Genomic DNA, 23,465 nt, shown 5'->3' with positions numbered 1-23,465 from the left:
ACGCATCGAGATCCATGGTCATGGCACACTCCTCGACAATACGTGGCGGATGCCGCGTTCAATTCGGCGGGATTCGCAGCAAGCGCCCATCTGCGGCTATCCAGGCGGCATGCACCGGCTTGCCGGAAAAAAGGGCTTGCACCGCCAGACAACAGCGTCTCAGCCGCGCACCTTCGCCGTGAGAAGCCGTGACGGGCAAACCATCCGCGTAATCGAGCATCCAGACTTCATCATCGAACACGACTAAACGATCACAGTGCAAGGATGCGCCACCTTCGATGATCTCCAGCGCATTGCGCGCAAAGAGAAAATGGGCAGGATTGAAGAACCGTTCAAGCAGCGGCGCGGACAGAATGCGCTCGGCCTGCTCGCGTACCGTAGCCGCCGCGGCGGGCGCACACGCCAGCCATCCCGGCAGATACTGTAGCGGCGGTATCTCGAGCGGCCAGCGGGGCACCTCGGTGAGCCGCTGCATCAGGGAGCGTAATATTTTCACCTCGTCAGTCATCCGCCTGGCCAGGCTATCGATATTCCCCGCCGTTGCCAAAGGTGCGGTTTCAGGATCGAATACGGCGAGCGTGAACTCCTGCTCGCCATCGGGAAAGCGATCTTCTGCAGTGACTGCAGCATCGATATCGATTTCCGGAACGAACAGGAACCGGCGATACCAGCTGCCCTCAATGCAGCCATCCTCCAAAGCACCGCGCATGCCAGCCACGCCGCTGACTATCAGCAGCTCTTGGGCGCGGGTTGCGGCGACGTACAGAAGGTTCCAGTCTTCCTGGCGGCGAAGATCCGCTTCCTCGGCAAACAAGGCGTCGCGCGCCGTACCGCGCTCTTCCCGGCGGCCATGGCAAGAGAAGTGAGTGGGCGCATCCGCATGCGATGGCCAGTCGCACAGGATGCCAACATCGTCGCGCGCCGGTTCGCTGTGATTGGCATCGACCAGCGCCACGATCGGCGCCTCCAGTCCCTTGGCGCCATGTATCGTGAGGATACGCACCGCGTCCCGGGCATCGTCGACAACGGCTTCGGCAGGCGCCTCCGCTTCCATTGCCTGCCGCATGCGGCGCAGCGTGTCGACGAACCGCGGCAAGCTGGGATAGCTTTCGCTGTCGGCATTCACGGCGAGTTCGATGAAGGCTTCGATATTGCCGATCACCTGGGAACGCAAAGCCGGATGCGCAGCCTGCGCATAGCGTTCCATCAGTTGTCCCTGGTGCACGATCCGGTCCAGCAGATCATGTGCCGGCAACCGGGCGGCATCAAGCTGCCAGCGCGCCAGCAAAGCCGCGGCCCGCAGCAGCGCAGGAGAGGCGTCGTCAGCGGCACATTCCCGCAGGCGCGACCACCAGTGACGCTGATTCTGATTGCCTTGGCCGCCTTGTTCGTCAACGCCGTATCGGGCAAGACGGATCAGGTCATCATCCGAGGCGCCGAAGATCGGCGACTTCAATGCATGCGCCAGCGCGTGGCTGTCGCCTGGCATGATCAGGAAACTCAGCAATGCCATCAAATCGCCCGCTTCGAGCGAGTCGAGAAGGCCGCCTCGCCGGTCCGACACGAAAGGCATGCCAGCCATGCGGAATGCGTTTTCATACGCGCTCAGGTGGGTGCGCTTCTTCAGCAGGACCATCACATCCGACCAGCGCACCGTCCTGCCGCCACGCTGGGCCAAGGCTTGCATCGCGGCGCGGATGGCCGCCGCAACCGCCCTGCCCTCGTCGAGGCGGCGCATGTCGTCGTCTTCCCGGCGCGCATCCGTCAGCGGATCGCGCGGGAGCGACGCAGCGGGCGCGGCTGCATCCTGCGCGCCACGCCTGCCGGCGCTTACCAGCGGCAAGCGCCATACGGAGCCGCCGTGCGTGCACAGCGTAGTATGCGGCGCATGGATGGAATTGCCGGCGAAGGCGATGTTCAGCGCATCCACGATCCCGGGCGCATTGCGGCGGGTCTGGCTGGTACGCAGAATATCGGCGCCGAAGCTGGCCAGCATGTCGCGCGCGGCATTGAAGACGCGCGGCTCCGCGCGGCGGAAGCGGTAAATCGACTGCTTGGGATCGCCGACGATGAACACGCTCGGCGGTTCCGCATCACCGCCGTAAGCGTTGAGCCATGCGCGCAGAATGCACCATTGCATTGGACTGGCATCCTGGAATTCATCCAGCAGAATATGACTGTAGCGAGCGTCGAGCCGGCTTTGAAAATGCGCGGCGTGTTCCTCATGGGTCAGCAGCCGGTAGGCGTGCCATTCAAGGTCATTGAAATCGAGCATCCGCCGCTCGGCCTTTACCGCCTGGTATTGTGCAAGATAAGCCTGCCCGACTTTGAACAGGAGTGTATTCGATGCCAGCACGCGGGGTTCGCTGCCGCGGCGTTCCAGCATCAGCAAGCTGAGCGCAATCGCCGAAAATTCCTCCTGAAAGATCATGACGCCGTCAGGACCGTAACACTCCTGCAGCGCGTCCCGCAGGCCGCGGTGCCGAAGATCATTGCCTCGCGGTTGCTGCTTTTCGTCGCAGAACTGCGCCAGCAAATGGCTGAAGCTTGCGGTCGACGCCATGCCGGAGAGCGCCTGTTCGATGGCAGCCGCCCGCTCCCGGTTGCGCTTGCCTCCGGCAGCGAGCAGCCGGATCACATCGCGGATCCGCGCGATCAGTGCGTCGTCGCTCCATAATGTCAGGCGCGCATCGCTGAACCCGTCTTCGCCACATAATGCGCGTAGCGTTGCAAGGGGACGGGAAGCATCGCCGGATTCGCCGCAGGCCGCCCACCACTCCGTGCGCTTGTCGACAAAGGCGTCGATCAGCTGTCTCGCATGCCAGTCGCCGACCATCTCGTATAAGGAAAACAGCGCATGCCGCACATCGGCATTGGCGGGCTGGTCGAGCGATTGCATGAATCGGACGTATGCTTCTCTCCGCAGTTCTCCTGTCCTCTCGGCCAGGGCGTGGACATGCGGTACACCTGAAGACAGCGGCGCCGCGCGCAGAAGTTTTGCAAACCAGCCATGGAACGTGTCGATGGCCAGGCCGTGCGGACTCGCCAATACCCGCGCGTAGAGCCCCCGCGCAACCGGCAGCAGCTCGGGCAGCTGCCCTTCTGCAATGCCGCGCTCGATCAGCAGCAGGCGTGCCCGCGGCTCCGTCTGCAATGCAAGGTCGCGCATCAGGTGCAGCAGACGCTCGCGCATTTCCCGGGCGGCCTTGCGGGTAAAGGTGATGGCCAGCAGCTGCGAGGGATCGGCGCCTGCAAGCAGCAGGCGCAGCATCCTGGACACCAGCAGCCAGGTCTTGCCGCTTCCCGCGCACGCCTCCACCACGACCGAGCGTGCCGGGTCGCAGGCGCGCTCGATGAATTCCATGGCATTGGCGGCGGCGCCGTTGACCTCATGGGAGCGGGCGGGCGTTGCGCCCGCTCTCACCAGGCCCCCTTGCGGCACAAGCCTCGCACTTCGCAGTGAACGCAGATCCGTTCAATGCCGGAGGCTGGCAAGGACGCGCCGTCTGCGATTGCCTGCATGCTGCGGATGATGTGTGCTTCGAGCCGGCCTTGCCATTCGATGAAATCTTCCGCTGCGGCGTCGCCTGTGCTGCTCCTGCTTTGCTCCAGCGCCACCAGATGCCCGGCCGTTACCGGCGCGTCCGACAGCAGCGCATGAAATGCAAGCTGGTGGTCGTCGCCGTCCTTGAGCTTGTTGCGCAAGGTTTGCAGGCGCCGGGTCTTGTAATCAAGAACGGCGCGGGCGCCGTCCTGGTGCTCATCGATGCGGTCGACGCGGCCGCGCAGGGTTACCTTTCCGCCCTGCCATTCCAGGATCTTTTCCAGCATCTGCTCGCCGAAGACAAACCGCCAGCCGCCGGCCTCGCGCTCGTTTGCCCATGCCAGATAGGCCGGGATGCATTTTTTCCAGCGGCTGTAAAAATTCAGCACCGCTGCGCTCGGCATTGCCGATCCCGGTGTCAGCGCATCCCTGAATATTTTTTCCGTGATGCTTCGCAAGACATCTTCCCTTGCGGCGATTCCGACCGCGTTGTCGCGAATCGTTTCATGATAGGTCTTGAGAATCGCATGCAGCCAGCCGCCATAATCGCGCTTTTCCGGCAATTCATTGAATTCCTCCAGCGGAGCCAGCCCGAGCATGCGGTTTGCGAAGAATTGATAAGGGCAGGCAACCAGGCTGTTGTAAGCGCTTGCCGAAAGCACGGCGGGCAGCAGTTCCGGCGCGGCCGGTGATGGTTTGCGCGGCGGGCTGGCGTACAGCCGACGTTCGTGCAAGGAAACCCGATGCGCAGGCAGCCCGCCGCTGCCTGCCCGCTGGAACGCGAGCCCCAGGCGATCGATCCACGGACTCGGGGCATTGGCTTCGCCCCCGCGGCAAGCCTGCCAGCACAGCACAATCTCGGCATGGGCATTGAGCAGTTCGGCAAACGCGCGCAGCTGCCCGCGCTGCTGCATATCGCGCGTGACCAGGCCCAGCTCACGCCGCACGGCGTTGGCGAAGACGAGTGTGTCCTCCGGAGGCAACGGCAGATGCGCGGCGTCGGCACCCACCATGATGACGGCATCGAAGCGCCGCAAGCGTGCGCCGCTCAACGGCAGCATGGTCACCCGGGTGTCGGCATCGCTCTCGATGCATAGTGTCGATTCGAGCTGCGTGCCGAGCATGGCCCGCCATTCGGCGAACCCGAATTTCGTCCTGGAGCCTTCGCTCTCCTGTGCGAGCCTGCTGAGCAAAGCCAGTACCTGCGAACCCATGGCTTCCGCTTCCATTGCCGCATCCATGCCAAGAGTGCGCAGCGAGCATTGCGTCAGCCTTACCCATTCATCCAGGGATTTTCTGCCGGCAAACAGCCATGCCTGCTCCGCGATGCGCATGAGCAAGAGACGCGCCCCGGATTCGCCGGCGACCGCACCGATTGCCTCGCTCCATCCCCCGCTCACGTTGGCGCGGCGCAACGCATACTCTATCCGCAGGACCAGTTCGTCCTTGTCCCGCAGATCAGCGCACAGACCGGGGCATTTCAGCAAGTCGAGCAAGGCGATCGATCCGGCGCGCGTGGTCACTACATTCAGCCAGGCCGCAAGCATTCCCGCCGACCGGGTGTCCGACAGCTTCCGTCCGCATTCATCGGAAACGGCAATGCCGGCGCGTTCCAGCAGAGCGCGCAGTCTTCGCCCCGCCACCGGGTCCTGCGCTATGACGGCGATACGCGTCTTGCCCTTGGTCAGCCACTCAATCACAGTCTGGGCGGCATGCCTTGCCTCGTCTTCGAGACTGCGCGCAGCATGCACATGAACGGCTGCACGGAACCCGGTGTCCGCATGGAATGACGCCTCGGCCGCCTCGGCCGCATCGGCCGCGGCGGCGGCAGTGCCAGGCTGATCTTCCCTGCCGTCAATCACTTCAGGCCATGCTTCGGCATATACGGGGGCAAGTGATCGGGGGTGCCATTCGGTCACGACGGGCAATACCGGATGATGCCGGGCCCAGGCTTCGACAAACGCGTCATGCAGAGGCCGCGGCCAGCCGTCGCCGATCCAGACCAGGGAGGCGCCGGTACGAGCGGCGAGACGCCTCATGCGGGCCAGGCAAACCGCAGCGGGGTCATTCCTGTCGAACTGGCCTTGCCAGAGCGTCCAGACCAGCCTTGCTTCTTCGGACAGGATGCCATGCGCAGGCAAGGGCAATTGCTCCAGGGCGGTCCGCCATCTGGCTTTGGAGGCATCCGCATCGATCTGCATCGAGGGCAGCCAGGCTTCGCTCAACTCGTCGAACAGGGCCAGGAGAGACTGCGCCACGGGCAGCAGGTCGGCATTGCGCCGCGCCTGGAACAGACGCTTCAGCCACGGATGGCGGCGCATCTCTGCATACAGGGCGGAAATGCGCTCGATATGCCCGGGCGGTTGAGCGGAGTCAACGACCTTCAGTGGAAGACCATGGATTTCCGGCGGCAACTCTGCCAGCCAGGCTGACAGCGTGGTGATGCGCGGCGCAATGAAGCTGTGCCCGGTGCGTGCGGCCAGGGCCGCCCTGAACAGGTGAATATGCCCGGGCTCGGGCACTACCACGCGGATACCGGAGAGATTGCCGACGCCGCCTCCGGCATGGCGAACGATGTCATGTTCCATCAAGGCGCATGCAACCCGGTTCCAGTAGTCGGCGGAAGGCGGGATCGGCATGGGCAGATAGAGCATGGCAGGCATGGAACATTGAGGCTTTTAGCAATCAAAGATAATCATGTAGACAACGCAAACTGCAGGATTGCTGCATCGGCGGGACTACAGCCGGCGATTGCCGGTACGGCCCGAAACGGGGCCGCCCCGGACGCGGCGCAGGAAAAACATGACCCCGTCCACACTCTTTACGAAAATCGGTTATGATTTACCCAACTTCCCGCCGCACTACGTCTTGCGCCGCCTTCAACGGGCTTGAAATCCAGCAATGACGTCTCCACTTGCTTATTGCAATTCCGGACATCGTAGTCAACGGGATCGGGCAAGAACAATCAGTCGCAGGCGTCTGTCTGATTCAATACCTTTGAACCTCTTCCGAGGAAACCATGAGCGAAAATATCAAATATATTACCGATGCATCTTTCGATTCGGACGTACTCAAGTCCGACAAGCCCGTTCTCGTCGATTTCTGGGCGGAATGGTGCGGCCCCTGCAAGATGATCGCCCCCATCCTGGAAGAAGTTGCCAAGGAATACGACGGCAAGATTCAAATCGCAAAAATGGATGTTGACGCCAACCAGGCAGTACCGGCAAAATTCGGCATCCGCGGCATTCCGACCCTGATCCTGTTCAAGAACGGCGTACCGGCAGCACAGAAAGTCGGCGCCATGGCAAAAGGCCAACTGACTTCGTTCATCGACAGCAATATCTGATCGTTATGCGGCGGTGCGTTCGTACCGCCGCTCTGCATTTATTTACCGCATTTGTTTTACCGCATTCGCTTTTATATTAACAACTAAACATCCTCGCAGTTCCCTCCCCCACCTTTAATCTCCCATCCCGGGATACCCACTATGCATTTATCTGAACTCAAGGCGCTCCACGTCTCAGCCCTGCTGGACATGGCCATCGGTCTCGAAATCGACAACGCCGCCCGTCTGCGCAAGCAGGAACTGATGTTTGCCATTCTGAAGAAGCGCGCCAAGTCGGGCGAGCAGATCTTCGGCGACGGCGCGCTCGAAGTGCTGCCAGACGGCTTCGGCTTCCTGCGCTCGCCCGATGCGAGCTACATGGCATCGACCGACGACATCTACATTTCCCCTTCGCAAATCCGCCGTTTCAATCTGCATACCGGCGATTCGATCGAAGGCGAAGTCCGCACCCCGAAAGACGGCGAGCGCTATTTTGCATTGGTGAAGGTGGACAAGGTCAACGGCGAACCGCCGGAAGCCTCCAAGCATCGCATCCTGTTCGAGAATCTCACGCCGCTCCATCCGAACAAGCTGCTGCATCTCGAGCGCGAAATGCGCGGCGAGGAAAACATCACCGGCCGCATCATCGACATGATCGCCCCGATCGGGCGCGGCCAGCGCGGCCTGCTGGTGGCATCGCCGAAGTCCGGCAAGTCCGTGATGCTGCAGCATATCGCGCATGCCATCACGACCAATCATCCCGATACCGTGCTGATCGTTCTGCTGATCGATGAACGTCCCGAGGAAGTGACGGAAATGCAGCGCTCGGTGCGCGGCGAAGTGGTTGCCTCCACCTTCGACGAACCGGCGACGCGCCACGTGCAGGTTGCCGAGATGGTGCTGGAAAAAGCCAAGCGCCTCGTCGAGATGAAGCGCGACGTGGTCATCCTGCTCGATTCGATTACCCGCCTGGCACGTGCGTACAACACGGTGATCCCGGCCTCCGGCAAGGTGCTGACCGGCGGTGTCGACGCCAATGCGCTGCAGCGTCCGAAACGCTTCTTCGGCGCCGCCCGTAACGTCGAGGAAGGCGGCTCGCTGACCATCATCGCGACAGCCCTGATCGAAACCGGCAGCCGCATGGATGACGTGATCTATGAAGAGTTCAAGGGTACCGGCAACATGGAAGTCCACCTGGAGCGCCGCCTCGCCGAGAAGCGCGTCTACCCGGCGATCAACCTGAACAAGTCCGGCACCCGCCGCGAGGAACTGCTGATCAAGCCGGACCAGTTGCAGAAGATCTGGGTGCTGCGCAAGCTGTTGTACGGCATGGATGAGATCGAGGCGATGGAATTCATCCTCGACAAGATGAAGTCCACCAAGAACAACCTGGAGTTCTTCGACATGATGCGCCGCGGCGGCAGCTGATCATGCCCCTCGGCCCCAGGTGTTTCATGTCTCACGCCTGGGGCAGGATGATAAAAAGAAAAGGCGCATGCATTGCATGCGCCTTTTGCTTTCCAGTTCGAGATCTGGCTTCTCACCTGTCTGTCCTGCGCAACGCGCGCAGTCGCCTTTCCGCATGTTCGAGGCGCGCCAGACAAGCGGCTTGCACGGCCTCCAGTGCCGGTTCGTGCAAATGCGCCACAGCCTGCCTTGCCCGGACCAGGTAGTGTTGCAGGAACCGGTCCGTCGGCTCGATGAATGGCGCGCCGCAGACTTCCTCCACCTTTAGAAATTCCTGGCTTCCGGTCAGCGCAAGGACGCCCTCGGGATTTTTCGGCAGCGCATGGGCCAGCGAAATCTTGAGGTCCGTGGCAGACCCCGCATCCGCGTCACGACTCAGTCCTGCAGCGACATCCAGCCATGCCGGCTGACCGGATCGAATCTGCCTGATCACGCCGTCCCAGTCATTCGGATTCGGTTTGGCATTCAGCCGCGCAATCACCTGTTTTGCGCTTGTGGCATCGATTTCGGCAAGCAGGGCTGAAGCATCATGTGACGCTGGTGAGGATGCGGCATGGACGGTAACGCTCACCAGGAAAAACATGCTGCCCTTTGCAAGCCTTTCGAGAATGGACGTGATGCTCATTCGACGACCACCAGATCGATATCGCCGCTTGCAGAAATCTGCTGGCGTATATGGCGCGGCAGGATGATGCATCCCTCAGATGCGGTGCCAGGATTCAGGCGACTATCGCCATGGATGCGAAACAGGGTGCGGCCATGGGCGATATGGCCCATCGGCTCCAGGTTCATGACATGCGGTCCTTTTGACTCGCTTTGATAGGGGCGGCCAATGCGGTAATGGCCACGAGGTATCGGGCCGATATTGCGTACCTGTTCCATTCCCGGATTATTCTTTCCAGCTCCCTTGCCCGAATAGCCTCGTGCCCATGTTTCGTTTTTCCGCCGAAGCTGTCCGCTGCGTTGACTGTATTGCCAGACCATCGATAAGTCTCCATTCGAAAAGGAGCGTCAAGGCTAGCAATATATTAATAAATATACAATATTTCTGTCGCATCCGTTGCATCTGCGGCAACAGATCCGATACATGTCCCTGCTTTCATGATGCACAGGTTTGATTGTATAATCGCTGGTTTTTCACCCTAGGCAAGTGACCGGCAATCGGGTCAAGAAGTAAGGCGACCGACGAAGTGCCGATTGGCTACCGAAACTATCTAAGGAAAAGCATGAAAGAGAATATCCACCCGGACTACCGCGAAGTCGTGTTCCAGGACATGTCGAGCGATACCAAATTCGTTATCCGCTCCACCATCCAGACCAAGGAAAAAATCACTCTGGACGGCAAGGAATATCCGCTGGTGAAGCTTGAAGTGACTGCGGACTCCCATCCTTTCTACACCGGCAAGCACAAGATCGTTGACACCGCCGGCCGCGTGGAAAAATTCCGCCAGAAATTCGGCAACCGCGGTTCCAAGACACAGGCAGCAGGCGCGTAATTCCTGCTTGCATCGCAGAAAGGCAGCTTCGGCTGCCTTTTTTGTTTTTCCGGCAGCATCGCCCTTGCTTTTCCGGCACAATGACGGCGACTTCAATAACGGCGTCCGCAGCCGTGGCCATGGCAAGCTTTCATGACCGCAAGTTACACCGGCCGGACGCGACAATAAAATCCAGTTTCCTACATGAAGCAGCCCGTCAGACTTCCCGCCGCCGCTACCAATGCACTTCCCCGCTGGGCCCTGTTTGGCTTGTGTCTTCTTTACATCGTTCCCGGACTGATCGGGCGCGATCCGTGGAAGACCGACGACGCCGCCGGTTTCGGCATCATGTGGACCATGGCCAACGGCACGCTGGAGGATTGGCTGTGGCCGCATATCGTCGGCCTGCCCGCGCCGGAAAAAGGACCGCTGGCCTACTGGATCGGCGCCATCTGCATCAAGCTGTTCGGCTGGGCAGTCGGTGACCCGCTGGCCACCCGCATTGCTTCAGGCGGCTTTTTCCTGGCCGGCTCGCTGTCGGTCTGGTACACCACCTATCTGCTCGGCCGGCGAACCGAGGCGCAGCCACTGCGCCTGGCGTTTGGCGGCCAGCCCGAACCAAGCGATTACGGGCGTACCCTGGCCGACGGCGCGCTGCTGATCTTCCTGGGCTGCCTCGGTCTGCTGCTGCACAGCCACAGCACCAGTACCGAAGCGCTGCAGGTATCGATGGTGGCGGTTTCCCTGTACGCGGCGACGCGCCTGTTCGAGTCCTGCTCGATCCGCACCGCCGCCCTGCTCGGCGTGGCGCTGGGCCTGCTGGTCCTGACCCGCGGCTGGGTCGCGCCGCTGGCAATCTGGCTCGGCCTGCTGGTTCTGGCTTCGTTCCGCGATCATCCCATCGTCTGGCGGCTGGCAGCCATCACCCTGCCCATGGCACTGCTGGTCGCAAGCCCGTGGCTGGTCGCCAGCAGCATCGTGCGTCCGTTCAACAGTTCCCCCTTTGATGCATGGATGCTCTGGAACTATCGCCAGATCAGCCTGCCTTCCTATCAGTCGCTGCGGTATTTCTTCAAGAACGTTATCTGGTTCGCCTGGCCGGCCTGGCCGTTCGCCGCCTGGGCGGTCTATGCATGGCGCCGCCAGTATCAGGCGCCGCATATCACGATTCCGCTCACCTTCTTCCTCGCTTTCCTGCTGCTGGCGCTGTTTCATACGCGCACCGACGAAGGCGTGCTGCTTCCCATGCTGCCGCCGCTGGCCATACTCGCCGCATTCGGTTTGCCGACGATGAAACGCGGCGCGATTAATGCGGTCGATTGGTTCTCGGTGATGACGCTGACGACCTGCGCCGCCTTCATCTGGCTCGGATGGATTGCAAAACAGACCGGCTGGCCGGCGCAGCTAGCGAAAAACGCATTCAAGCTGGCGCCGGGCTTCAAGCCGGAGTTCAGCGTGATCGCCTTCGTGGCAGCGGCATTGACCACCATAGGCTGGTTCTTCCTGGTGCATTGGCGGGTGTCGCGCCGGCCTTCGGTACTGTGGCGGGCGGTGGTTCTGTCGTCGGGCGGCGTCATCTTGTGCTGGCTGCTGCTGATGACGCTCTGGTTGCCCTGGATTGATTATGGAAAAAGCTATGCCGGCGTTGCCAAGCAGCTTGCACAGAACTTGCCGCAAGGCGACTACTGCGTCGATACCAATGTCGGCCCGGCGCAACGGAGTTCTTTTGCCTATTTCGGCAACGTGCCTTTTTCCCGCTTCCGCGATGCCAAATGCGAATTTCTCCTGTATCAGGACAGCCACCGCGGCAGGGACAACGTCAAGACCTTGCGCCACGGCGGCGCGCAATGGCGTCTCATCTGGGAAGGACGGCGCCCGGCCGACCGCAATGAACGCTACCGCCTGTTTCAAAGGATGAATTGAACAATACCCGGACCCAACCCCACACCCGCCGCATCGCTTCACTGGCCTGGCCGCTGCTGATCGGGCAACTGGCGGTCATTGCCAACGGCGTGATCGATACGGCGATGACTTCCCGCTATTCCGCGCTCGACCTGGCTGCCCTGGCTATCGGCGCTTCCGTCTATGTCAGCATTTTCGTCGGCCTCAACGGCGTGCTGGCCGCCATTTCCCCGGTGATCGGCCAGCTGTTCGGCGCAGGCCGTTACGAGCGGATCGGCTATGAAATGAAACAGGGAGCATGGCTGGCCATGTTCCTCGCCATCGCCGGCTGTCTCGCGCTGCTCTTTCCGCAACCCTTGATGTCGCTGGCGCATGCCTCCCCCGAGCTCAGCGAGAAGGCAACGCTTTACCTGCAGATACTGGCGTTCGCCTTGCCCGCCACCATGGGATTTCGCCTCTACTCCTCGCTCAATACCGCCATCGCGCGGCCGAAAATGGTCATGGCTTTGCAGGTGGCCGGCCTGGTCCTGAAGGTGCCGGCCAACGCGCTATTCATTTTTGGCGGCTTCGGCATACCCGAAATGGGCGGGCCCGGCTGCGCGGTCGCCACCGCGACGGTATCCTGGATGATGTTCCTGTGCGGCGCGGCGATCGTCCGCTTCGGCCCGACCTACCGGAACTATGGCCTGTTCGGCACCGGCTTCGTCATGCCGCGCTGGAGCGCCCAGCGGGAATTGCTCAAGCTCGGCATCCCGATGGGATTGAGTTACCTGATCGAGGTGACGGCCTTCACCTTCATGGCGCTGTTCATCGCCCGCCTCGGCGCGACGGCGGTCGCGGGGCATCAGATCACCGCCAATTTCGCGACCGTGCTGTACATGCTGCCGCTGTCGATCGCCAATGCCACCGGTACGCTGGTGGCACAGGCCATCGGCGCCCGCGACATGGAGGCGGCCCGACGCATCGGCTTTGCCGGCATCAGGCTGTCGGCCATCGTGTCGGTCACCGTCGGCGCCATCGTCTGGCTGCTGCGGGACCAGATCGTGCGCGCTTACACGCCTGACCCTATGGTGATCGCCGCCGCGCTGCCGCTGTACTTCTTCATTGCCTTCTACCAGCTGTTCGATTCGGTGCAGGTGACGACCGCGTTCGTGCTGCGCGCCTACAAGGTCGCGGTCGTGCCGACGCTGATCTATGCGGTGGCCTTGTGGGGCATCGGGCTTGGGGGCGGCTACATTCTCGGACTGAATCCTTTCGGCATCAGTCCGCCGGCGCTGCAGGGCGCCGCCGGCTTCTGGCTTGGCAACAGTGCCAGTCTGGCGCTGGTCGCCGCAGGACTGCTGTGGTACTTGCGCATCGTGCAGCGGCATGCACGCCAATAATTGTCATTGGTTGCCGATGAATACGGCCATGTCATCAGGGTCCTTGGCGCCGTCCATAGCCGCAAACCGGCATTACCGCTAACATGGCGAAGTCTTGCGCCCGGCTTCCGCTATCACACGATGATGCAAGCAGCCATGCGGCTTTTCATGCATTCACATGTTCGCATGCTGGCCTGGCAAGCCGGCGCTCCCTATCCATGGAATGGACCCGATGAAGATTCACAGGATCATTGCTCTTGCCTTCCTTCCCTGCATGATCGCTTCCTGCGCCGTGCAGGCACCGCCGGCACACGTCGATGCCATGGGCCCGGCAAGCTGGGGGGCCGCCCTGCCGGAAACGGGAACCCGGGCGGCCTCATCCGGATTGCCGCACGGCGGCACGCTGGCCGGCATCGCCGACTGGTGGAAACAGACCGATGACGCCCAGCTGCCCTATCTGCTGGAATCGGCGCAGCTTGCAAGCCCGACCGTTTCCGCCGCGGCATCGCGCATCAGCCAGGCACGCGCTGCCCGGGTGGGCGCCGGCGCCGCATTGCTGCCGACGCTGGACAGCTCGCTGAGCGCCACCAGGGCCCGTTCGCAACCGCCGACCCCGACAGGCGCGGCACTGCAGGCAGGCTTGCAGACCGCATGGGAAATCGATGTATTCGGCGCCAATGCCGCCACCCGCGATGCCGCAGCCGCGCGGCTTGAAGGCGCGCAGGCGGCCTGGCATGAAGCCCGCGTGTCGGTGGCCGCGGAAACCGCCAATCTGTATTACCAGTTCCGCACCTGCGAACTGCTGCTCGCCATCACCCGTTCGGACGCGCAGTCGCGCGCCGAATCCGCAAGGCTGGCGCAGCTCGCCCTCGACGCCGGCTTTCAATCCCCTGCGAATGCCGCGCTCGCGCGCGCCAGCGCGGCGGAAGGAAACAACCGCGCAACCCAGCAGCAGGCGCAATGCGATATCGACATCAAGGCGTTGACGGCACTGACCGCGCTGCCGGAAGCCGAACTGCGCCAGCGCCTGGCCGTGCCTTCGCGCCTGCCCGAGAATCCGGTGCTGGCCATCGACCATCTACCCGCCGCCGTGCTGGCGCAGCGCCCGGATGTATTCAATGCCGAGCGCGAAGTTGCCGCGGCCAGCGCCGAGGCGGGCGCCGCCCTGGCGCAGCGCTTCCCGCGGCTGAGCCTGAGCGGTTCGGTCAGCGCAATCCGCTTTCGTACCGGCGGCGCCGATACCGATCTGAGCACCTGGTCGATCGGTCCGCTGGCGCTGACCCTTCCCCTCTTCGACGGCGGAAGGCGGGCGGCCAACATCGAAGCCGCCCAAGCCCGGTATGACGATGCCGTCATCCGCTACCGCGCCCAGGTCAGGCAGGCGGTGCGGGAAGTCGAGGAGGCACTGGTGCGACTGCAAAGCACGGCCTCGCGCAGCGACGATGCGCGCATCGCCGCCGAAGGCTACCGCGCCTCCTTCAATGCCACCGAGGCACGCTACCGGGGCGGTCTGGGCAGCCTGCTGGAACTTGAAGAATCCAGGCGCACGCGTCTTGCCGCCGAGCTTGCGCTGGCCGCCTTGCAGCAGGAGCGGATCGCCGCATGGATCGCCCTGTACCGCGCCGCCGGCGGCGGCTGGAACGCGCCATCGGCCCAGGCGGCGGCCGCCAAGACCACCACGACCACCACGCAGGCTGCGCCACATGCTGCGCGATAAGCGCCTGCGCAACAACGACGAACGAGAGCAAACGAAATCCTTCCGATGAAACGTCTCAAACTCAAACCCATCACGCTGGCCCTGATCGCCGTGGCCACGATTGCCGTCATTGCGCTCACCGCCGCGTCGCTGCTGTCGGGCAAGCGAGGCGCGGCGGAAGACAAGAGCGCCGCCACGCCCCCGAAGGCGGCATTGACCGTCACCACGGTCAAGCCGGAGCGCATCGATGCGCCGCTGAAGCTGGTCGCCAACGGCAATATCGCGGCCTGGCAGGAAGCCATCGTCGGCAGCGAATCCAACGGCCTGCGGCTCACCGAGGTACGCGTCAATGTCGGCGACCGGGTCAAGGCGGGCCAGGTGCTGGCGACATTTGCCGCGGAAACCGGCAAGGCCGATGTCGCACAGGCGCGCGCCGCCCTCCTCGAAGCCCAGGCCAATGCCGCCGACGCCGCCGCCAACGCCGCCCGGGCACGCACGCTGACGGAAACCGGCGCATTGAGCACGCAGCAGATCAACCAGTACCTGACGACAGAGCAGACCGCAAAAGCCAAAGTCGAGGCAGCAAGGGCGATGCTCGCCGCGCAGGAGCTGCGCCTCAAGCAGACCCGCCTGACGGCGCCGGACGACGGCGTGATTTCCTCGCGCAGCGCGACGGTGGGCGCCGTCGTCCCGGCCGGCACCGAGCTGTTCCGGCTGATCCGGCAAGGCCGCCTGGAATGGCGTGCCGAAGTCACATCTTCCGAACTGGGGCGCCTGAGAACCGGCAGCACGGCCCTGGTGACCGCCGCCAACGGCACGCAGCTCAAGGGCAGCGTGCGCACGTTCGCGCCCACCGTCGACCCCCAGACCCGCATTGCGCTGGTCTATGTTGACCTGCCCCAGAGCTCCGAACGGGACGCGCCGCCCAAGGCCGGCATGTTCGCCCGCGGTGAATTCGATCTCGGCAGTTCGAAGGCGCTGACCGTGCCGCAGCAGTCGGTGGTGGTGCGTGACGGCTTCAGCTATGTATTCCGCGTCAACCCCGACAATCGCGTGAGCCAGGTCAAGGTGCAGACCGGACGGCGCCTTTCCGGCCGTATCGAGATCCTGGACGGCATGGCCGATGACGCCGTGCTGGTGGGCAATGGCGCCGGCTTCCTGAATGACGGCGATCTGGTGAAGGTCGTCAGTCCGGCCTCGAAATAAGGATTGCCCGTGAACTTTTCCGCCTTCTCCATCAGGAATCCGATCCCGGCGATCATGCTGTTCACCCTGCTGACGCTGGCCGGCCTGCTGGCCTACCGCGCCAATGCCGTGCAGGATTTCCCCGATATCGAACTGCCCATCGTCATCGTCAACGCGGCGCTGCCCGGCGCGGCTCCCGCCCAGCTCGAGACCGAGGTGGCGCGCAAGATCGAGGATTCGGTGGCGTCGGTTCAAGGCATCAAGAACATCTATACCAAGGTGCTCGACGGCGAAGTGCAGCTGACTGTCGAATTCATCCTGGAAAAGCAGATCTCGGATGCGGTCAATGACGTGCGCGATGCGGTGGCGCGCGTGCGGGCAGACCTGCCGAGCGAACTGCGTGATCCGACCATCGCCAAGAATCCAACCTCCGGCCGGGCGATATCGACCTTTGTCGTCAATGCCACACCCGGCTCCAGCAGCCAGCTCGACATGCAGGAGCTGAGCTGGTTCGTCGACAATGCCGTGACAAAGCGCGTGCTCTCGGTGCCGGGCGTCGGCGCGGTCAAGCGCATCGGCGGCGTCACCCGGGAAATCCGCATCGAACTCGATCCGGGCCGCATGAGCGCGCTCGGCGTTTCGGCGGTGGATGTCTCGCGCCAGATCCGGCTGGTGCAGCAGGAAGCGCCGGGCGGACGCGGCGATGTCGGCGGTGCCGAACAGGCGGTGCGCACCATTGCCACCGTCAAGACCGCGCAGGAACTGGGGGCGATGGAAATTCCGCTGGCCGATGGCCGTCATGTGCGGCTGAGCGAAGTCGGCACGGTCACCGACACCGTCGCCGAACAGCGTTCCGAAGCCACGCAGGACGGGCGCAAGGTGGTGGCCTTCGAGATATTCCGCACCAAGGGCGCCAGCGAACTGACGGTGGCCCGCAATGCGCAGGCCGCCATCGCCGAGCTGCAGCAGGCTCATCCCAACATGTCGATCAAGCAGGTCATCGACAATGCCCGCCCGGTGGAGGAAAACTTCGAAGGCTCGATGCACCTGCTCTATGAAGGCGCGCTGCTGGCGATCCTGGTGGTGTGGTGGTTTCTGCGCGACTGGCGCGCGACGCTGGTGGCCGCTGCCGCCCTGCCCCTCTCCGTCATCCCCACCTTCCTCGGCCTGTCCTACTTCGGCTACACGCTCAATACCGTGACACTGCTGGCGCTGGCGCTGGTGGTCGGCGTGCTGGTCGACGACGCCATCGTGGAAATCGAAAACATCGCCCGCCATCTGCACATGGGCAAGACGCCGATGCAGGCGGCCATGGAAGCCGCCGACGAGATCGGCATGGCGGTGATTGCCACCACCTTCGCGCTGGTCGCGGTGTTCCTGCCGACGGCGTTCATGGGCGGCATCCCGGGATTGTTCTTCAAGCAGTTCGGCTGGACGGCGGTGATCGCCATTCTTGCCTCGCTGGTCGTCGCCCGATTGCTCACGCCCATGATGGCGGCCTACCTGCTCAAGCCGGCCAAACAGGTTGAACAGAAGGACGGCTGGATCATGCGCAAGTATCTCGCCGTCATGCAATGGTGTCTGCGCCACAGGCTGTTCACGTCCATCGCCTCCGGCGTGTTCTTCTTTGCATCGCTGGCGCTGGTGCCGCTGCTGCCGACCGGCTTCGTGCCGCCGGCGGACCGCAGCCAGACGCAGATCAACATCGAACTGCCGCCCGGCAGCGCGCTTGCCGAGACGCGTCTGGTCGCCGAGCAGGCCAGACTGGCGGCAATGCAGGTCGGCGGCATAGAAAGCGTATTCAGTTCGATCGGCGGCGGTTCCAGCGGCGATGCCTTCGCGCCCGGCGCCACCGCCGAAGCGCGCCGCGCGGTGCTGACGCTGACCACCACTCATCGAACCGAGCGCGACGAATCGCTGCAAGAGATCGAAAGACAGCTGCGGCAACGTCTTGCCGACATCCCCGGCGCGCGCTTCAACGTGGGTCCGCCCGACACCGGCGTGAAGATGCAGCTGGTGCTGCGCAGCGAAGATCCGTTGGCGCTCGTGCAGTCGGCGCAGAAGGTGGAACGTGAACTGCGCACCTTGAAGGGCATCGGCAACGTCAGTTCAAGCGCTTCGCTGGTGAGGCCGGAAATCATCGTGCGGCCGGATTTCGCTAGGGCGGCCGACATGGGCGTGACCGCGGCAAGCATCGGTGAAACCGTGCGGGTGGCTACGGCCGGCGACTATGACATCGCGCTGCCCAAGCTCAACCTGTCCGAGCGCCAGGTGCCGATCCGGGTGAAGCTGCCGGACACGGTGCGCGCGGATCTTTCCGCCATCGAACGGCTGACCGTTCCCGGCCGGCAGGGGCCGGTCATGCTCGACAATGTCGCCGATGTCGGCATCGACAGCGGCCCGGCGCAGATCGACCGCCTCAACCGCAGCCGCAACGTGATCCTGGAAGTGGAGCTCGGCGGCCGCGCGCTCGGCGAACTCAATGCGGAAGCGCGCGCCCTGCCGTCGATGAAAAACCTGCCGCCCTCGGTGAAGATCGCCGAACTCGGCGATGCCCAGGAAATGCAAGCCTTGTTCGCCAGCTTCGGCATTGCCATGCTGATCGGCGTGCTGTGCATCTACGGCGTGCTGGTGCTGCTGTTCAAGGATTTCATGCAGCCCGTCACCATCCTGGCGGCCCTGCCGCTGTCGATCGGCGGCGCCTTCTTCGCGCTTCTGCTGACCGGCAAGGCGCTCTCCATGCCGTCGATGATCGGCCTCATCATGCTGATGGGCATCGTCACAAAAAACTCGATCCTGCTGGTGGACTATGCGATTCTGGCGCGCCAGGCCGGCATGAGCCGTTTCGACGCGCTGGTTGATGCCTGCCACAAGCGCAGCCGGCCCATCGTGATGACCACCATCGCCATGGGGGCGGGCATGCTGCCGCTGGCCATGGGATGGGGCGCCGATCCCAGCTTCCGCTCACCGATGGCCACTGCGGTGATCGGAGGCTTGATTACCTCCACTCTGCTGAGCTTGCTGGTGGTGCCGGCGGTTTACACCTACATCGACGATCTTGAGCATCTGCTCAAGCGCCTTTTCGGCAGGGAGAAGAAGCATGCCGACGGTAGCAGTCGTCCCGTGACCGTCCGCCAGGAAGTGACGCAGGAAGAATGAAGCGGGTATGCGGTTGACGGCGTGCGGTTTCCGCCTGCACGCCGTTCAGCGCCGTCCGCTGCAGACGGAGCGCGAGGGGTCCGCTTCGCATCGCTTGTCGATCAGATAGCTGACCGCATAGGCGCCGGCCAAGCCTGCGATCAGCAGGACGATCATTGTCTGGATGATGGTCCAGCCTTGCTGTTTCATGATGCTTTCCTTATTGGTGTTTCAAACGGGCAAACCTGCATTTCGGGCCACATTATAGGGTGTTGAACTCGCATGCGGCCCCGGCGATTGTTTTTTCGCACCGCGCGAGGCGCGTCGGTGTGGCTCGGCGTGAATTGGCGACGTGCCTGATTTCGATGAACGGCTTTTTCCCGGCGCGCCGTGCAGGTTTGTTCTTCACCAGCGTGCGAATATCAAATCGCTTTCGTATTTGCTTTATCTATAGAAATAAACTATTTCGAAATCGCTCCACGCCGTGAACTACTGTATTTTTATACAGTCTTTACAAGACAGATCTTCGTTGGCCGTTTGGCATGTCATCCTGACGCAACGAGGTCGCATCCTTCCGGATGATGTCTTTAACAGGAGAAAGCAATGGACAAGCAGACCCAGGACAACGCTCAAGGCAGCAACATGGTCAAGGATCCCAAGGATTGGACCACGGGAGACGAACCAATGACAGGTGCGCAGAAATCCTATCTGAAGACCCTGGCGGAACAAGCCAAGGAACCCGTCGATGAAGACCTTACCAAGGCCGAAGCGTCTGAGCGCATCGATGAGTTGCAGCACAGGACAGGCCGCGGACTGGAAGACCAGCACGGTAGCCAGCGCAAATAATCGCTGGCTGAAAATGAAAACGCCATGTCTCAAGCATTTTCGGGACATGGCGTTTTGCTTGCATGCTGCATGATCCTTGCAGCTGCAGTGCATGAAAAGAATGTTCGGTCAGACCTTCATCGGCAGAATCACCATCTGCAGACTCTCGAAATGCAGCCTGCGCTGGATGGCCAGTGCCGCCTGATTGTGCAGCAGGCGGGTGAACCAGTTGTCATGCTCGAAGATGAGTTTGCTGGTGAAGAAGATCGAATTGGGATAATCGGTGCTGATGGTTTCGCACAGCTTGGTCACCTCATCGACCACGTCGGTGCCGAAGCCGAGATAAGCGGCGGAAGCCATGCCGTGGCTGTGGCAGAAGTCGACGAAGAATTTCAGCGTCGCATTGGCTTCGGCACGCATCTGCTCCACCGCACCTTCGCCGCCGTAGGCATGCGCATCGACGGTACGGGCATTGACGAAAATGAAGTTTTTGAAATGGCCGGGGAACATGCGCTGCACCCACAGCAAGGCATGCAGGCCGCCGCCGCGCGACGAACCGACGATGAAGACGGCGGTCTGGTTGTCGGGATCGGGGTCGATGACACCGGCATGCGAGCCGAAGGGCTGGTTGGCAAAGACCTGGTCCACCGAATGGATCGCGTTCTTGGTGTCGCGGTAATGATTGCGGATATAAATGCACAGCGCCGCAATGGCGGCGATGATGAGCACGGCGGCCCAGGCGCCTTCGGTGAATCTCTCGATCAGCAGCACGCCCAGGATGCTGGCGCAGATAATGAAGCCGAGCAGCGACAGGAACAGGCGCCGCATCCAGGCCTTCTCGTTGCGGTGGCGCCACCAGTAAAGGCAAAGACCGAACAGCGAGACGGCAAAGGTCAGGAATACCGAGACCGAATACAGGACCACCAGCAGGGTCACGCTGCCGCCGGTCCAGAGCAGGATGGCAAGCGCTGCGATGCCCATCACGAGAATGCCGTTCTGCGTGACCAGGCGCGTGGAAAGATAGCGGAATTTATGCGGCACCCAGGAATCGGCGGCCATGTTGGACAGCACCGACGGACCGCCGAGGAAACCGGTATTGGCGGCAACGAAAAGCAGGCCGGCTTCAAAGGCCAGCACGATCGTCAGCATGATCTGGTTGGCCCATGCGCCCATGCCGAAGCTTTCAATGATGGCGCGGAAGGTGGATGCATTGAGGGTCTGTCCGGCGACCGGTTTTGCATCCCATAGCAGGTACAGCAGGATGATGCCGCTGGCGGTGAACGCCAGGGACAGTGCCATGTAGATCATGGTCATCTTGCCGGTGTGGACGCGGGGCTCGGCAAGAATGTTTACGTTGTTGGACACCGCTTCCAGTCCGGTGTAGGTGCCTCCGCCATGGGAATAGGCAAGCAGCAGCATGCCCGCAACGCCGATCCAGCCGATATCGCTCGCCAGCGAAGTGGTTTCCGAGAGAGTGCTGGGAATGAGATCGGGCAGGTAGGAGGCATGAGCAAAGATGCCGTACACGATCAGCGCAAAATGCGTGACGACGAAACCGAGAAAGATCGGCAGCAAAATGCGGATGGCTTCCTTCATGCCGCGCAGGTTGAGAATGATCAGCAGGCCGATGAAGAAGGCTTCGGCCGGCAGCTTGTAGGCATGAAAACCAAGAGGAAGCAGCGATGCCAAAGCTTCCACGCCCGCCGCCACGGAGATGGCGATCGTCAGGACGTAATCGAGTATCAGCGCACATCCCGCAATCAGGCCCATGTAGGGACCGACGAGAATGGATGCGACACGATATCCGCCACCGCCGGTGGGAAAGAGTTCGATCACCTGGTTATAGGCGAGCGCGATGATGAAGACGGTGATCGCTGTAGCGATGGCCATGTACAGGCCGAGATGGCTGTGCTCGCCCAGCGCCCGGAAAGTTTCCTCCGGGCCATACGCCGACGACGACAAGCCGTCGGCGCCGAGTCCGACCCAAGCCAGAAATGCGACAAGCGCAAGGGAATGCCGCGTCTCGGACTTCATCGGATCAAGCGCTTTGCCGAGAACGATCTCGCGGATTTTGGCGGACTTCATTATTGTTGTAGCGAATTGGATTGCAGGAAGTAGGCGATGATACGCCTTTCAATTCCGGTATGACAATGCAGACGATCCCCGCATGTGTTGCTCGATTGCTGCAAATCGGAGATAATACCCGGCGCGTTGCACTTCGCAAGATGCATCGCTGGATTCATGCGGACAGCAATAGGATTGTCCGTTCAGGTATTGCCCGGGTGGTGAAATTGGTAGACGCGCCGGACTCAAAATCCGGTTCCGCAAGGAGTGTCGGTTCGATTCCGACCCCGGGCACCAAAAACAAAGAGCAGAAGTTAATTGACAACGCACCCTACGAGGTGCGTTTTTCATTTATGCGACGTCTTCCTCCGGTATGCGGAACGCGACACCGGACAGTCTCTGCGGCTCATTGCCTGCCCATTCACACCGACCGGGATCGCCATGCCTTTTTCGCTTGATAACCTGCTCGTCGTCGGCATTTCCTCCCGCGCCCTGTTTGACCTGGAAGCCGAGGAAGCGATCTTTCGCACGCAAGGGCTTGATGCCTACCGCAGGCATCAGATTGAACATGAGAACGAGATCCTGAAGCTTGGTGCGGGCTTTGCGCTGGTACGCGCGCTGCTGCGGTTGAATGTGCTGGTTCATAACCAGCGCTTCGTCGAGGTCGTCATCATGTCGCGCAATTCCTCGGAGACCTCCATGCGGATCTTCAATTCGATCCGCCATTACGATCTCGACATCACGCGCGCGGTCCTGTCCGGCGGCGCCTCGCTCGCGCCATACCTGCGCGCCTTCAATGTCAGCCTGTTCCTGTCCCTGCATGAAGACGATGTGCAGGCCGCGATCAACTCCGGCGTGGCATCCGCCCTGCTCTACCAGAAACCGGAGGGCAGCTTCGAGGAAGTCGACCAGATCCGCATTGCCTTCGACGGCGATGCGGTAATCTTTTCCGACGAATCGGAAAGGATCTATCAGGAGCAAGGCATTGAAGCGTTCGAAAGCCATGAACGGGAAAACGCGCTCAAGCCCTTGCCGGAAGGCCCGTTCGCACGGCTGCTGAAGGCGCTGTCCTACATACAGAACAATTTCAAATCGACCGACGGCCGTTCCGGGCCGATCCGCACGGCGCTCGTCACCGCACGATCCTCGCCTGCGCATGAAAGGGTCATCCGCACATTGCGCGCCTGGGATGTCGCCATTGATGAAACGTTTTTCATGGGTGGCGTTGCCAAGTCGGAAGTGCTTGCCGCGTTCAAGCCGCACATCTTTTTCGACGATCAGCTTGCACACTGCGACCGTGCCGCACCTCTCGTGCAGACCGGGCGTGTTCCGCTGAAATCGCTTCTCGATTCCGGCTTGCCTGTCAAATAACAAAGGGGACGATCCCGCTTGGATGTGGTGGTCTCAGCGCTTGATGCAAAAACGCCGCTTTCATTACAGCGAGTCCATGTTGCCGTTTGTAAACGCCGGTAAAAGGGTAGAA

Annotated in this window: 16 protein-coding genes and 1 tRNA gene; 11 read left to right on the top strand and 6 right to left on the bottom strand. The window is 62.0% G+C overall.

Features of this window, described 5'->3' with window-relative positions; genetic code table 11:
* Positions 1 to 58: 58 nt before the first annotated feature.
* Positions 59 to 3,424 carry a UvrD-helicase domain-containing protein gene (locus FH061_RS17180; protein WP_318841023.1) on the bottom strand — a complete coding sequence of 1,122 codons (3,366 nt, stop codon included), beginning with the start codon at positions 3,422 to 3,424 and terminating at the stop codon, positions 59 to 61.
* Positions 3,421 to 6,207, bottom strand: coding sequence for a PD-(D/E)XK nuclease family protein (locus tag FH061_RS17175; protein WP_151637055.1), 2,787 nt, complete (start codon positions 6,205 to 6,207; stop codon positions 3,421 to 3,423). The genes FH061_RS17180 and FH061_RS17175 overlap by 4 nt, the downstream gene beginning before the upstream one ends.
* 356 nt (positions 6,208 to 6,563) lie before the next feature.
* Here FH061_RS17175 and trxA point away from each other — a divergent pair, with 356 nt between their 5' ends.
* A complete protein-coding gene (trxA, locus tag FH061_RS17170; protein WP_151637054.1) occupies positions 6,564 to 6,890 on the top strand; it encodes a thioredoxin TrxA in 327 nt (108 codons plus the stop codon).
* A gap of 141 nt (positions 6,891 to 7,031) precedes the next feature.
* Positions 7,032 to 8,297, top strand: coding sequence for a transcription termination factor Rho (gene rho / locus FH061_RS17165; RefSeq protein WP_151637053.1), 1,266 nt, complete (start codon positions 7,032 to 7,034; stop codon positions 8,295 to 8,297).
* Between the two features lie 112 nt (positions 8,298 to 8,409).
* Here the strand turns inward: rho and FH061_RS17160 are convergent, their stop codons facing one another.
* Together FH061_RS17160 and FH061_RS17155 are read right to left on the bottom strand one after the other, a co-directional pair.
* Positions 8,410 to 8,961, bottom strand: a complete 552-nt coding sequence (locus tag FH061_RS17160; protein ID WP_151637052.1) for a hypothetical protein — start codon at positions 8,959 to 8,961, stop codon at positions 8,410 to 8,412.
* Positions 8,958 to 9,320, bottom strand: coding sequence for a tlde1 domain-containing protein (locus FH061_RS17155; protein ID WP_151637051.1), 363 nt, complete (start codon positions 9,318 to 9,320; stop codon positions 8,958 to 8,960). The genes FH061_RS17160 and FH061_RS17155 overlap by 4 nt, the downstream gene beginning before the upstream one ends.
* A gap of 242 nt (positions 9,321 to 9,562) precedes the next feature.
* Between FH061_RS17155 and FH061_RS17150 the strand changes: the two genes are divergently transcribed.
* The 6 genes from FH061_RS17150 to FH061_RS17125 all read left to right on the top strand — a co-directional run bounded on the left by FH061_RS17150 (position 9,563) and on the right by FH061_RS17125 (position 19,114).
* Positions 9,563 to 9,832 carry a type B 50S ribosomal protein L31 gene (locus FH061_RS17150; protein WP_151637050.1) on the top strand — a complete coding sequence of 90 codons (270 nt, stop codon included), beginning with the start codon at positions 9,563 to 9,565 and terminating at the stop codon, positions 9,830 to 9,832.
* A 183-nt stretch (positions 9,833 to 10,015) separates the two neighbouring features.
* Complete coding sequence (locus tag FH061_RS17145) at positions 10,016 to 11,734, top strand: ArnT family glycosyltransferase (protein ID WP_151637049.1); 1,719 nt, start codon at positions 10,016 to 10,018, stop codon at positions 11,732 to 11,734.
* Positions 11,731 to 13,095: an MATE family efflux transporter gene (locus FH061_RS17140; protein WP_151637048.1), complete on the top strand. Its 1,365-nt coding sequence runs from the start codon at positions 11,731 to 11,733 to the stop codon at positions 13,093 to 13,095. Before FH061_RS17145 ends, FH061_RS17140 begins: the two co-directional genes overlap by 4 nt.
* 211 nt (positions 13,096 to 13,306) lie before the next feature.
* Complete coding sequence (locus FH061_RS17135; RefSeq protein ID WP_151637047.1) at positions 13,307 to 14,791, top strand: efflux transporter outer membrane subunit; 1,485 nt, start codon at positions 13,307 to 13,309, stop codon at positions 14,789 to 14,791.
* 45 nt (positions 14,792 to 14,836) lie between these two features.
* The gene (locus FH061_RS17130) at positions 14,837 to 15,976 is read left to right on the top strand and encodes an efflux RND transporter periplasmic adaptor subunit (protein WP_151637046.1); all 1,140 of its coding nucleotides are present in this window, start codon (positions 14,837 to 14,839) and stop codon (positions 15,974 to 15,976) included.
* 9 nt (positions 15,977 to 15,985) lie between these two features.
* A complete protein-coding gene (locus FH061_RS17125) occupies positions 15,986 to 19,114 on the top strand; it encodes an efflux RND transporter permease subunit (protein ID WP_151637045.1) in 3,129 nt (1,042 codons plus the stop codon).
* Between the two features lie 45 nt (positions 19,115 to 19,159).
* On the opposite strand, the gene FH061_RS30530 is transcribed toward FH061_RS17125, so the two are convergent.
* The gene (locus FH061_RS30530) at positions 19,160 to 19,303 is read right to left on the bottom strand and encodes a hypothetical protein (protein WP_192805110.1); all 144 of its coding nucleotides are present in this window, start codon (positions 19,301 to 19,303) and stop codon (positions 19,160 to 19,162) included.
* Positions 19,304 to 19,696: 393 nt separating this feature from the next.
* Between FH061_RS30530 and FH061_RS17120 the strand changes: the two genes are divergently transcribed.
* Entirely contained in the window at positions 19,697 to 19,939 is a 243-nt protein-coding gene (locus FH061_RS17120; RefSeq protein ID WP_151637044.1) for a DUF3072 domain-containing protein, read from the top strand.
* Positions 19,940 to 20,047: 108 nt separating this feature from the next.
* On the opposite strand, the gene FH061_RS17115 is transcribed toward FH061_RS17120, so the two are convergent.
* The gene (locus FH061_RS17115) at positions 20,048 to 22,003 is read right to left on the bottom strand and encodes an APC family permease (RefSeq protein WP_151637043.1); all 1,956 of its coding nucleotides are present in this window, start codon (positions 22,001 to 22,003) and stop codon (positions 20,048 to 20,050) included.
* Between the two features lie 191 nt (positions 22,004 to 22,194).
* Between FH061_RS17115 and FH061_RS17110 the strand changes: the two genes are divergently transcribed.
* Both FH061_RS17110 and FH061_RS17105 read left to right on the top strand, forming a co-directional pair.
* Positions 22,195 to 22,279: transfer RNA gene (locus tag FH061_RS17110), tRNA-Leu, on the top strand.
* Positions 22,280 to 22,423: 144 nt separating this feature from the next.
* On the top strand, positions 22,424 to 23,353 hold the full coding sequence (locus FH061_RS17105; RefSeq protein WP_151637042.1) for a 5'-nucleotidase: 930 nt from the start codon (positions 22,424 to 22,426) through the stop codon (positions 23,351 to 23,353).
* Positions 23,354 to 23,465 lie beyond the last annotated feature (112 nt).

It is taken from the genome of Noviherbaspirillum aerium (genome assembly GCF_008929045.1).
In the GTDB taxonomy this organism is placed as follows: domain Bacteria; phylum Pseudomonadota; class Gammaproteobacteria; order Burkholderiales; family Burkholderiaceae_D; genus Noviherbaspirillum; species Noviherbaspirillum aerium.
This window is presented reverse-complemented; position numbering and strand designations above follow the sequence as displayed.

What these genes read in the sequence shown, in the direction of transcription:
- FH061_RS17175 (WP_151637055.1), bottom strand. Translation starts at nt 6,207, where the DNA reads ATGCCTGCCATGCTCTATCTGCCCATGCCGATCCCGCCTTCCGCCGAC.
- trxA (WP_151637054.1), top strand. Translation starts at nt 6,564, where the DNA reads ATGAGCGAAAATATCAAATATATTACCGATGCATCTTTCGATTCGGAC.
- rho (WP_151637053.1), top strand. Translation starts at nt 7,032, where the DNA reads ATGCATTTATCTGAACTCAAGGCGCTCCACGTCTCAGCCCTGCTGGAC.
- FH061_RS17160 (WP_151637052.1), bottom strand. Translation starts at nt 8,961, where the DNA reads ATGAGCATCACGTCCATTCTCGAAAGGCTTGCAAAGGGCAGCATGTTT.
- FH061_RS17155 (WP_151637051.1), bottom strand. Translation starts at nt 9,320, where the DNA reads ATGGTCTGGCAATACAGTCAACGCAGCGGACAGCTTCGGCGGAAAAAC.
- FH061_RS17150 (WP_151637050.1), top strand. Translation starts at nt 9,563, where the DNA reads ATGAAAGAGAATATCCACCCGGACTACCGCGAAGTCGTGTTCCAGGAC.
- FH061_RS17145 (WP_151637049.1), top strand. Translation starts at nt 10,016, where the DNA reads ATGAAGCAGCCCGTCAGACTTCCCGCCGCCGCTACCAATGCACTTCCC.
- FH061_RS17135 (WP_151637047.1), top strand. Translation starts at nt 13,307, where the DNA reads ATGAAGATTCACAGGATCATTGCTCTTGCCTTCCTTCCCTGCATGATC.
- FH061_RS17130 (WP_151637046.1), top strand. Translation starts at nt 14,837, where the DNA reads ATGAAACGTCTCAAACTCAAACCCATCACGCTGGCCCTGATCGCCGTG.
- FH061_RS30530 (WP_192805110.1), bottom strand. Translation starts at nt 19,303, where the DNA reads ATGAAACAGCAAGGCTGGACCATCATCCAGACAATGATCGTCCTGCTG.
- FH061_RS17120 (WP_151637044.1), top strand. Translation starts at nt 19,697, where the DNA reads ATGGACAAGCAGACCCAGGACAACGCTCAAGGCAGCAACATGGTCAAG.
- FH061_RS17115 (WP_151637043.1), bottom strand. Translation starts at nt 22,003, where the DNA reads ATGAAGTCCGCCAAAATCCGCGAGATCGTTCTCGGCAAAGCGCTTGAT.
- FH061_RS17105 (WP_151637042.1), top strand. Translation starts at nt 22,424, where the DNA reads ATGCCTTTTTCGCTTGATAACCTGCTCGTCGTCGGCATTTCCTCCCGC.